8 protein-coding genes are annotated in these 11,888 nt (G+C 36.7%); 3 read left to right on the top strand and 5 right to left on the bottom strand.

The features are described 5' to 3' along the window. Positions 1 to 9: 9 nt before the first annotated feature. Positions 10 to 525 carry a peptide deformylase gene (locus MM213_RS10995; RefSeq protein WP_241412246.1) on the top strand — a complete coding sequence of 172 codons (516 nt, stop codon included), beginning with the start codon at positions 10 to 12 and terminating at the stop codon, positions 523 to 525. 83 nt (positions 526 to 608) lie between these two features. On the opposite strand, the gene MM213_RS10990 is transcribed toward MM213_RS10995, so the two are convergent. Both MM213_RS10990 and MM213_RS10985 read right to left on the bottom strand, forming a co-directional pair. After that, complete coding sequence (locus tag MM213_RS10990) at positions 609 to 1,508, bottom strand: DUF4249 domain-containing protein (protein ID WP_241412244.1); 900 nt, start codon at positions 1,506 to 1,508, stop codon at positions 609 to 611. Between the two features lie 6 nt (positions 1,509 to 1,514). Further along, the gene (locus MM213_RS10985) at positions 1,515 to 3,866 is read right to left on the bottom strand and encodes a TonB-dependent receptor (RefSeq protein WP_241412242.1); all 2,352 of its coding nucleotides are present in this window, start codon (positions 3,864 to 3,866) and stop codon (positions 1,515 to 1,517) included. Positions 3,867 to 4,279: 413 nt separating this feature from the next. Here MM213_RS10985 and carB point away from each other — a divergent pair, with 413 nt between their 5' ends. Continuing rightward, a complete protein-coding gene (carB, locus tag MM213_RS10980; RefSeq protein ID WP_241412240.1) occupies positions 4,280 to 7,099 on the top strand; it encodes a carbamoyl-phosphate synthase large subunit in 2,820 nt (939 codons plus the stop codon). An 88-nt stretch (positions 7,100 to 7,187) separates the two neighbouring features. After that, positions 7,188 to 7,457 (top strand): DUF4834 family protein, encoded by a 270-nt coding sequence (locus MM213_RS10975; RefSeq protein ID WP_241412238.1) that lies wholly within the window; start codon positions 7,188 to 7,190, stop codon positions 7,455 to 7,457. Positions 7,458 to 7,550: 93 nt separating this feature from the next. Here MM213_RS10975 and MM213_RS10970 read toward each other — a convergent pair whose 3' ends face one another. Genes MM213_RS10970 through MM213_RS10960 form a run of 3 tightly spaced genes read right to left on the bottom strand, consistent with a single transcriptional unit; the run spans position 7,551 to position 11,800 of the window. After that, complete coding sequence (locus MM213_RS10970) at positions 7,551 to 8,939, bottom strand: peptidylprolyl isomerase (protein ID WP_241412236.1); 1,389 nt, start codon at positions 8,937 to 8,939, stop codon at positions 7,551 to 7,553. After that, the gene (locus MM213_RS10965) at positions 8,932 to 9,777 is read right to left on the bottom strand and encodes a peptidylprolyl isomerase (RefSeq protein ID WP_241412234.1); all 846 of its coding nucleotides are present in this window, start codon (positions 9,775 to 9,777) and stop codon (positions 8,932 to 8,934) included. The genes MM213_RS10970 and MM213_RS10965 overlap by 8 nt, the downstream gene beginning before the upstream one ends. A 16-nt stretch (positions 9,778 to 9,793) precedes the next feature. Next, positions 9,794 to 11,800, bottom strand: coding sequence for a peptidylprolyl isomerase (locus MM213_RS10960; RefSeq protein ID WP_241412232.1), 2,007 nt, complete (start codon positions 11,798 to 11,800; stop codon positions 9,794 to 9,796). Positions 11,801 to 11,888: the final 88 nt, after the last annotated feature.

Here is an 11,888-nt window from a genome sequence, read left to right as displayed (position 1 = left end):
GAAAGATAAATGTCAAATAGCTCTTCAACAAAAACCAAGACAATAGATGATATTGTGAAGCTTGGAGATCCAAGATTGTATCAAGTTTGTGAACCAGTACTGAAAGAAGAGCTTCATCTCGTTGAGGATTGGGTAAAGGATTTACATGATGCCATGGAAGATATTCGTAGGGTTTATGGCTTTGGAAGAGGTATTGCTGCTTCTCAACTCGGTATCTTGAAGCGATTATTTTATTTGAATCTAAATCGACCATATGTCATAATTAATCCCATCTTAAAGAATCAAAGTCCAGAGATGTTTGAGCTTTGGGATGATTGTATGAGTTTTCCAAACCTCCTTGTCAAAGTCCAAAGGCATCAATCACTTACTTTGGAGTATTTGGATGAAAACTGGGAAGCACAGTCGTGGGATCTTTCAGGTGATGTTTCAGAACTGGTTCAGCACGAATATGACCACTTAAATGGGGTGCTTTGTACCATGCGAGCTATTGATGATAAAAGTTTTCGCTGGAAGGAGAAATCTTAGATTTTTCTTCAGAGTATTGAGTTGTTTTATTTAAAATTTGATTGTAGCTGTTGAACCAAAGGTTTCGGTCTGATTTGCATTTTTTACTTTACCTGATAGACATAACTTGCTTCGCCTGTAATTATCCCGATTCCATTTTGAATGTTTGCAAAGACCTGAACTGGCTGAGCGAATGGGTCACCATCATTCCACCATTGCAACCCATAGGTCGTATGGAACTTATAATAACTCTCAGAGACAGATTTCAGCACGATAAAAATCTCAACATCTCCTTCTAAAGTAAAAAATGTTCCATAAGAAAACATATCTAATATGGCTTCTTGACCTTCAAAAAGCCTATCATTGATCAAAATAGCATTGTCAAAGCGGTAATCGTTTTGATAAGTGGGGTTTTTAGGATTCAATTGAAGTGAATAGAAACTTGTGTGTTGTTGTTCATTTCCGAATTGATCTTCAAACGTAGTTTTGACGTTTGCATATCCATAAATCTCATAAAAGTTTTCTCCAATGGGATCATCAAAAGTTATGGTTATGTCTTGCTCTACAGACCAAAAATCCTTTTGAATTTCACCATTGAAAGTGAAGGTTTTGATCGGTACTATCTCAGGGATAGTTTCAATAGCAGTTACAGGTTGGTAATTAGGGACATTAGCTATGACCTTATATTGTTTTCCTTCTTGAATAAGGAAATTAAGATTTTTGTATATTCCATTTTCCTCTTCAAACTCTAATTCATAGGTCACACCTTCACTTTCCAAAAAAACCTGGGCATTTTTGATCGGTTCATAAATGTAATTGTTGTCCAAAGCGTGCTTACTAAAGGATAGTCTTACTTTTGGAAATTCGTTGGCTTTTAGGACAGTTGTGAGTGTGACCTGAGGTCTGTCAAATGGAATGTCAACATCCACGACTGTTTCACAAGAAAAGGAAACCAATCCCAATATTAGAATTAAAAGTGCCGGAAAAGTCTGATATGATTTCATATGCGCTTAGAATTTAAAACCGTAAGAAAAAGAAGGAATAACTGGGAAAAGGCTGTATTGAATTATTTTCCGATTGCCATTTCTATCATAGCTGAGATCCATGAAGAATGGATTCATCCTGTTATAGACATTATAGATTCCTAGCGTCCACTTTCTTTCGCCCCATCTTTTGGTTTTCCACCAACTGAAACTCAGGTCCAATCTGTGATAAGCAGGGTTTCTGAAATTATTTCTGCTTTCATAATATTGAATCTCAGGTCTATAATTTCCGCCCCAACGACTCATTTCGGGACCTTCATATCTTTGTGTTGGAAGTGATATTGCATTGCCTGTACCATAGACCCAAACAAGTGAAAAATCCTTATTGTCTTTCCATTCATGGGTCAAAGCCAAGCTTATGTCATGTCTTCTGTCATATTTGTAAGGAAACCATTCTCCGAAATTCACTTCGTCAAATTTCCTTTCTGTATTAGACCACGTATATCCTAGCCAACCTGATATTCTTCCGATTTTCCTTTGTGCAAGTAGTTCTATCCCATAGCTTTTCCCTTCTCCTACAGCGACTTTGTCTTGCCAATCTTCGTCAATATTCAAGTAGGTTGCACCATCTCTGTACTCGATAAGGCCATCCATAGTTTTGTAATAGGCTTCGGCACTCAATTCGAAGCCTTTGAAATTCTTCACAGCTCCAATAGCTGCCTGCATAGCTTTTTGCGGACCAATATTTGGCGTAGCTGGTACCCAAAGATCAGTGGGTAATCCCAAGCCAGCATTAGTCAGCAAATGGATAAATTGCGCCATGGTGACAAATGAAGCTTTGATGGATGTACTTTCATTCAATAGATATCTTGCAGCAATCCGTGGCTGGAGGGAATTGTAATTTTGTCCATCAGTGAGAAAACCAGAGTAGTGTAAACCCAAATTCGCTTTGAATCTACTGCTGATATTGATGTCATCTTCTGCATAGAATGAGTATTCTGTAGAATTGAGTTCGCTAGCTCCGAGTCTCAAGTCATTGGCTTCTTGGGAATTTTTACTGGCATAGACTCCAGGTGAGAATTTGTGTAGGATAACATTTGTTCCAAACCTGATATAATGATCTGGGTTTGGGATATATTCAAAATCCGCTTTGGCTGCCCAATCCCGAATACCAGAAAAATACCTTTCAGAATAAAGATTAGATTGGCTTCCAGATGGTCCTGTTATTTTTTCTTTGTATTCATTGAAAAGGTCAAATTGATATCTGCTATAGGTGAAAGTATAATTGCTAAAAAGCCTACTATTGATGACATTGTTCCATCTAAGCGCAGAGATAAAATTACCCCATTTTAGGCCAAATTCCTCTTGATAATCAGTTCTTTCATTGTTGTTTACATAAAAATCATTGTATCTCGCATATGCTTTATCATCACCCGAGTACACACTAAAATAGATTCTGTTTTTGTCATTTACTTTGTGGTTGACTTTACCGTTGAGGTCATAGAAATAATAACCAACGCTTTCATTTCCATTGGTAGCAGCCTTTATAATAGGCCTAGCTAAGATGTCTAGGTAAGTTCTTCTGGCTGAAAGGATAAAGGAAGTCTTGTCTTTTTTGATAGGGCCCTCCACAGTGATTTTGGAGGCAATAAGACCAATAGAACCTTCTCCCTTGACCTCCTGCATATTTCCTTCTTTCATAGTGATATCGATTACAGAGGATAACCTGCCGCCATATCTTGACGGAAAGCCCCCTTTTATCAGTTCTACATTGTTGATTGCATCGGCATTGAAAACAGAAAAGAATCCGAAAAGGTGAGAAGCATTATAAACCGGCACACCATCCAAAAGAATCAAGTTTTGATCTGGTCCACCTCCCCTCACATATAGACCACTCGCACCTTCTGTCCCTGACTGCACTCCAGGAAGCAGTTGCAATACTTTAAAAACATCAACTTCACCCATCAGTGCGGGAAGTTCTTTTATCTGTTTGATAGGGACATTGATAGAACTCATTCTAGTGATCTCCTGTACCTTGTCCATCGATTCTGCAGATACTACGACTTCCTCTAAAACACCATCAGGAATTAAAAAAACATTGATAACCGTATCACTTTTTGGGGCAAGTTGAAAGCGTTTTGTTTGGTACCCTACAAAACTGAAATACAAATCCACACTATCTTTTTCTGTAGTGTAGCTGTAGAACCCAAACTGATTAGCCACGGCACCTTTTTGTGAAATCTTATCATAAATATTGGCACCGATAAGGCTTTCCCCAGAACCTTCTTCTTTAATATTCCCATTGATGGTTACCTTCTGTGCATTAACATGCCCCAACAAGAAAAAAAACAAGATTGTAAAAAAGTAGTTTTTCATCATAAAGTTATAGAAAACATTCAAATACAAACAATTCTAAAGAATTGAAATGCAATTATAGATAAAAACTGAATACATTGGTTTATTTGAAACTTAAATTATTGTTATTTAACAATTTTGTGCTTGCTCACTGTCAATAAATGGTATCAAATGATTGATGAAGCGTTAGTAACCGTGTTTATTCGATTTAAATCCAAAGGCGCTAAAATAACATGAAGTCCATTGATATGTATTTAAAAAGTGTTGCTTGAAAAATTTCGCATCATGTATACTTTATCTTGATTAGGCTTAGGTGATTCAAAAATCTGAATAGAATTCCTGCTTTTTTTCAATTCCATCGGGCTACTTAAAATTATTTGTCTAAATTTGCACCAATTTAGCCATAAGTATTTACACCTCTTAAACCCTCACTAATAATGCCTAAGGATAGCAGTATCAAACACGTCCTCATCATCGGTTCAGGTCCCATCGTCATTGGTCAAGCATGTGAATTTGACTATGCAGGCTCGCAAGCAGCCAGATCACTCAGGGAAGAAGGAATCACTGTCACGCTGATCAATTCCAATCCAGCGACTATCATGACAGATCCAGTTACCGCTGACAACGTGTATTTGCTCCCATTGGAAAAGAAATCCATCGTTCAAATCCTCAAAGAACAGCCGACCATAGACTGTGTTTTGCCAACTATGGGAGGACAGACAGCTTTAAACCTCGCTATTGATTGCGATGTAGCAGGAATTTGGAAAAAATTTGGAATTAGAATGATCGGCGTTGATATCGATGCGATAGAAACTGCTGAGAATAGAGAAAAATTCAAAGCCTTGTTGGAGAAATTGGACGTAGGGGTTTGTATTGGTAAGACTGCGACATCTTTCCTTCAAGGAAATGAAATTGCACAAGAAATTGGTTTTCCATTAGTAATTAGACCTTCTTACACTCTCGGAGGTACAGGAGGTGGATTTGTAGAAAAAGCCGAGGACTTTGAAAAGGCCTTGACGGCAGGACTTCAGGCTTCACCTACCCATGAAGTATTGATCGAGCAAAGTATCATGGGATGGAAAGAGTATGAGTTGGAGGTTTTGAGGGATTCTATCGGAAACATGGTTGTGATCTGTTCAATTGAGAACTTTGATCCGATGGGTGTGCATACTGGTGATTCGATCACTGTGGCACCTGCCATGACCTTACCGGACACTGTTTATCAAGAGTTAAGAAACCAAGCCATCAAAATGATGAATGGCATTGGGAATTTTGCAGGAGGATGTAATGTACAGTTTTCTGTAAGTCCAGATAATAAAACGATCATTGGTATTGAAATCAATCCTAGGGTATCTCGCTCTTCTGCACTTGCATCCAAAGCGACTGGATATCCAATCGCTAAAGTAGCTGCAAAACTGGCCATAGGTTATAATTTGGATGAAATCCAAAATTCCATTACGGGTACAACTTCTGCTTTTTTTGAACCTTCTATAGATTACGTAATCGTAAAAATCCCTAGATGGAATTTTGACAAGTTCAAAGGGTCGGATAGAAAATTAGGACTCTCGATGAAGGCTGTGGGTGAAGTAATGGGGATTGGAAGGAATTTCCAAGAAGCACTTCAGAAGGCTTGTCAATCTTTGGAAATCAAGAGAAATGGACTTGGTGCAGATGGGAAAGAGCTGAAAGATCAAGATAAGATTTTGTATAGTTTGGCGAATCCTAGCTGGGACAGATTGTTCCATGTTTATGATGCTTTTAAGTTGGGGATTTCTTTCAGAACAATCCAAGATTTGACCAAAATCGACAAATGGTTCCTGAAGCAAATCGAAGAATTGATTCATCTGGAAAGGGAAATTGAAAAGTTTGATATCAATTCTATTTCACGTGACTTGATGGACAAAGCCAAGAAAAAAGGTTATGCTGATAGACAATTAGCGCATCTGTTGGATTGCTTGGAAAGTGAAGTCTTTGACAAGCGTTACAAAGAAATGGGTATCAAGCGTGTTTATAAGCTTGTAGATACATGTGCTGCTGAATTTGAAGCACAAACTCCTTATTACTACTCTACTTTTGGTGATGAAAATGAATCGATTCCGAGCAACAAAAAGAAAGTTGTGGTATTAGGTTCTGGCCCAAATAGGGTAGGGCAAGGAATTGAATTTGATTATTCATGTGTTCATGGTGTCTTGGCTGCGAGAGAATGTGGCTATGAGACTATCATGATCAATTGTAACCCTGAGACTGTTTCTACAGATTTTGATATTTCTGATAAATTATACTTTGAGCCAGTATTCTGGGAGCATATTTATGAAATAATCCTTCAGGAAAATCCAGTTGGAGTCATCGTACAGTTGGGGGGTCAGACAGCCTTGAAGCTCGCAGAGAAACTTGATAAATATGGTATCAAAATCATAGGAACCAGTTATGAAGCCTTGGATTTGGCTGAAGACAGAGGTAGATTTTCTCAACTATTGAAAGAAAACGATGTCCCATATCCAGAATTTGGTACTATTCACAATACTGACGAAGCTCTGGAGCTTTGCAAAACAATCGGATTCCCACTTTTGGTAAGGCCTTCTTATGTATTGGGTGGTCAGGGTATGAAGATTGTGATCAATGAAAAAGAGCTCGAAGAACATGTGGTGAATGTCCTAAGAGATATTCCAAACAATGAAATCTTATTGGATCATTTCCTTGAAGGAGCAATAGAAGCAGAAGCTGATGCGATCTGTGATGGCGAAAATGTATATATCATCGGGATAATGCAGCACATAGAACCAGCAGGGATACACTCTGGAGATTCTTATGCAGTCTTGCCTCCATACAACTTGGGAGATTTGGTGATCAGGCAGATCGAAACCTTTACAAAGAAGATTGCTTTGGCATTGAAAACAAAAGGATTGATCAATATCCAATTTGCAATCAAAAATGATAAAGTTTTTATCATTGAAGCCAACCCAAGGGCATCTAGAACCGTTCCATTTATCTGTAAAGCATATCAAGAGCCTTATGTCAATTATGCTACTAAGGTGATGCTAGGAGAGAATAAAGTCACAGACTTTGAATTCAAACCAGTGAAAAAGGGTTATGCTATTAAAGAACCGGTATTCTCTTTCCACAAATTCCCAAATGTCAATAAAGAATTGGGTCCAGAAATGAAATCAACTGGAGAAGCGATTTACTTTATTGATGATTTGATGGATGATTTCTTCCTTAAAATCTATAGTGAGAGAAACCTTTATTTGAGTAGGTAGAGAAATGATGCGTGATAAAAGTTGAGAAAGTTACTTTAACGGTTTCCTTCTCAACTTTATTATTCATTGATTTTCAAAATTATATTAAATGGGAGCATTATTAAAGTTTGTAGTAATATTACTAGGAGTAGGCTGGTTGTTAGGCCAGTTGATCAGGTATTTTCTGAGAAGCAAGTTGGCGAAATTTGCACAGCAAGTAAATGAAGCAGCCAGAGAGCAACAGCATGCTCAACAAAGAAATACTACTCCGAAAAATGGGAACGTAAATGTTGATCATATTCCTGAGAATTTCAAATCCAAGCGCTCCAAAGAAATCAAAGGTGGAGATTATGTGGATTATGAAGAAGTGAAAGATTAGCTAGAAAAGTAAGCTTCAATTTTTAAATATATTTAAAAAAAAGAGTCCTGAAAATTAATTCAGGACTCTTTTTTTTGTTCTGTGTTAGCCGGTTTAATCTTTAAGGACTTCACATTTATCATAAGCAGGGTCAATGTCTATATATACATCTTCTTTAGCAGTCATAAACCAAGTGCTGAGGATATCATCTTCCTTTTTCCTCATAGTTGCTGCCTTTAGCTTTTCATAATCATCATTCATGTTTGCTCTATGCGCAGGATACCTGTTTTGGTAATATAAAATCCTGATCTTAGTACCTTCTCTTGGATCTTCAAATCTCATTGGTTTGGTTATGGAGCCAATTTTCATGCTGTCAATAGTAAAGTACAATACAGGATCTTCCAATGTTCTCAAAGTAAGTTTGTTCGATCCAGATCCCGGATCAGARAAAAACCCGCCGTTATCAGAGGTGTTTCTGTCTTCTGAGTATTCTTTAGCTGCCTTTGCAAACTCGATTTTACCATCCATGATTACTGTCCTAAGACTATCAAGATATCTTTCTGCTTTGAGTATATCTTCTTCAGAAGGCTCAGGCTTGATCAAAATATGCCTTGTATTGAAAGTATTTCCACGTCTTTCCAATAATTGGATCATGTGAAATCCAAACATTGTCTCTACTGGATCGGAAATTTCACCTTGCTTCAAACCCAAAGCGGTAGCTTCAAATTCAGGAGCAAGTTCTCCTCTTCTGAAAAAGCCGAGTTCACCACCTTGAACAGCTGATCCTGGATCTTGGGAATATTGCTTAGCGAGTGTCGCAAAATCCGATGTACCATTCCCTATTTGTTCTTTAAGACCTTTCAAGAATGCTGCTACTTTATTTTTGTTTGCCTCATTCACTTCAGGTTTTCTAACGATTTGCCCTACTGTCACTTCAGCAGAGAAAAATGGTAATGAATCCTTATGGATAGAATTGAAAAATCTTCTTACTTCTGCAGGTGATACACTTATTCCTTCTGTGATTTTCCCTTGCATTCTTTGCACGATCATTTGCTCCTTCAGAGCTTCTGTGATCTCGGCTTTCAATTGCTCAGAAGTTTTACCATAGACTTCCACAAGCGTGTTTTCATCGCCTCCAAATTGTGACATGACCATCGAGAATCGTTGGTCTGCCTGAATCATCACTTCAGCATCACTCACCATCACTGAATCTATTTCAGCTTTGGCTACCATCAGTTTGTTGATCAGCAATGATTCAAAAATATCACACTTGGTAGGAGCTTCAAAGCCTTGTTGTGCGTTGGCAATTGCTTCTAAATAGGTTTTTTGGACATCAGATTCTAGGACGATTGAATTATTTACCTTGGCGACAATTCTATCAATTACTTGACCCGTTTTGGGAGTATCCTTTTTCTCTTCCTCTTTGTTCTCTTCTTGTGCGATTGTACTGCTTGTTATCCAAAACAAACCTGCAACTGCCAAGAGGTATTTTACTTTAATCATATATCTGAAACTCATTATTTTCTTGTGCTCTTTTGTAAATATCTTTTTGGAGTTGTTCCACCAATGCTACCTTTTTTTTATTCATTAGTATTTTGGCAATCTCCTCTCTGACAAAATCCAAAGGTGGGATTTGATCTTGCAATTTGTATTCCAATATTTTGAAGTAATATGTGTAGATTTCATCATCTACTTTTAGTGTTCTGTTATTTCTCAATAATTCCACTTTATTGTTGTTTTCGGCAAGTGGAGTATTGACAATAATGTCCTCAAATCTAACCCACGTTGAATCTTCTATGTAGTAATTTGAGGCATGATTGAGTGCTATCTGTTTTAAATTTGCCTTATTCTCTTGCTTATCAGATGAGAGTAACTTCTCTAAGGTTTTGTTTTGTTGATTATTTTTTTCCAGTTTGTAGAAATTTGTTCTTACGATTATCTCCTTTAAGCTAAAATTACTCTTATTTTCGTTGTAGTAGCTTTTAATTTCATTCTCACTTATAATTGAATCTATATGATCATTTATATATGCTTTTTCAAATTCATAAATCATCAAAGCATAGCGATAGTCAAGAAGTTTTCTGTTTAACTCTGTTTCATCAAAAGTTATTGTACTTCCAGCTTCTTTGATCATCAATTGCTTTCTTATCCAAGACTGCACGTACCTATTTGTGATATTGATACTATCTTCTTCAGTACTTTTCTCTGTCACGAGAAAGGTTACTTCTGACCTTTTCAGGCTTTGATTCCCCACAGATGCTATGATAGGATTTTCTTCTTCACTATCTTCTCCTGATTTGTACTCGAACAAATCACATGAACTGAGTAAGATGCTCAGCAAAACTGGGTAAATGAGTTTATTTTTTTGTAACAACTTCGTACACTCTATTTTTTTCTTCCTCGTTGATGCGAATTATGTAATTTTCTTTTAAGGTGGTAACCATAGATTTATCAAGATACTCTTGATAATCTTGTATAACCTTTCCTCTTGTTTCTTCGAACTTCTTTGGACCAGCAGGGATTTTTTTTCCTAATATGACAAAATGAGTTTTCCCATCGATTGAAATTTCTTGAAACGTATTATTTGTCGTGATTCTGCTAAGAACAGGATGTGAATTAATTTCAAATATGTTATTTTGAATTGTAAATGCCAAAGGGTCATCATTCAGAAAAGTATTTTCTAAGCGTGTTTCAAGATTGTTTTGGTACTTTTTATCTATCAGAAACCTTTTGACAGCATCTTTTCTAGAATCTTTGCCCATTTTCACAATAAGTGCCTCGTAGCGGTCGCTCCATTGATATTTTTCTCTATTTGCTTCAAAATATGCTATTTGACCAAGACTATCTTCTAGTGCTTTTTGCCAAACCTTTTGATTCATAAGTGAAAATATTAGAATGCCATCTCTATATTCCTTAAGGATCATTTGGTAGTCTTTATTGTTAGCTTCCAAATCTTTTTCCTCTGTATCATTAAGATTTACTTCTACAAACTTATCATACCATGCATTAAAGTATTCTTTATTGCCTAACCTTACAATTTGGTCGTTGGAATTCATAAATATCAATAGATCACTGACTGACTTCTCTTTTCCTTGCATAGAGATTAGCATATCTTCTTTCCAAGATTTAGCATCAATTTTTTCAAAAGCTTCTTTTCTCGGTGCGCTTTTGAAAATTTGGTTTAATGAATCTATCAGTTTTTCGTTTTCCTGAAATGAATACCTGGATTTTTGTATGGCAATTACTTGAGATTGAATTAGAGTGGATCTGCTGTCTCTTAGAATTTTAGATTTAATCATTTCCTCCATTTCCTCGTATGGTGCTATAGGTTTTTTATCTTCCAACCTAATGATGTGATAGCCATATTGTGTTTTTACAGGCGAAGAAATCTCTCCTAATTCCGACAAATTGAAAGCTACTCTTTCAAATTCAGGAATCACAGAACCCACACTTATCCATGGTAGTTTGCCACCTGAATTTTTGGTGCCCATATCTTCTGAGTACAGGGTGCACACATCCTCCCATACACTTTCTGGCTTTTGCAATTCACTATAAATATCACCCACTTTTCTCAAAGCTCTTTCTTCTACTACTGGATCATTTGATTGGGTTCTGATAAGAATATGTGAAACTTTAATCTCCCCAGGATTTGGTTTTCTGTCTTCAAGTTTGATAAGATGATATCCATACTCTGTGGAGATTGGGTCAGATATTTCTCCTGTTTGGAGTCTATATGCTGCATCCTCAAACTGGTAGACCATCTGTAGAGCAGTGAAATACCCAAGATTGCCTTTGTTGTCTTTAGCTGATGGGTCATCTGAATGTTCGAAGGCTAATTCATTAAAATCAGCCCCGTTTTCGGCCTCAGATTTGAGTTTTTCTGCCATTCTAAATACTGCTACACTGTCTTCTCTGTTAGCATTTGATGGGAACTGTAAAAGAATATGACTTGCTTTGATGACCTCTTGCATTCTGTTATATGCTTTCATCAATTCACCTTCTTGAAGTGAGTTTTTAATCAAAAAAGGTCTTATAAGATCCTCTTTGAACATGCTAAATTCCTTCTGGAACTCATCTAATTCGTCCAAACCCTCATTTTCAGCCTCTTTTACTTTTAGCTTAAAATTGACGAACAGATTAAAGTTATCTTCAAACTCCTCTTTTGAAATAAGCTCTTCTTTGTTTTGAAATGTCCTATTTTTGGAAAGTATATTTAAAAATTCATCCGCATAAATATCCTCGTTTCCGATCGTAAGAAGAGAAACAGGCCCTTTATCCAGATTGTCCTCTTGCTTGATTGTAGCCTTTGGACTACAAGAAAAAGCAAGGATCAATAAAGTGCTATAGAAATATTTGATATTCATAATGCTGGCATGCCGAAAATTATACTGCAATGTTACAAATTAAAATGTAGATTTATTTGGGTCGCAATGATAAAGAATCTATAATTAA

This window comes from Belliella alkalica (assembly GCF_022549785.1).
GTDB classification, from domain to species: domain Bacteria; phylum Bacteroidota; class Bacteroidia; order Cytophagales; family Cyclobacteriaceae; genus Belliella; species Belliella alkalica.
The sequence above is the reverse complement of the archived record's forward strand: the minus strand, read 5'-3'. Positions and strand labels throughout refer to the sequence as shown.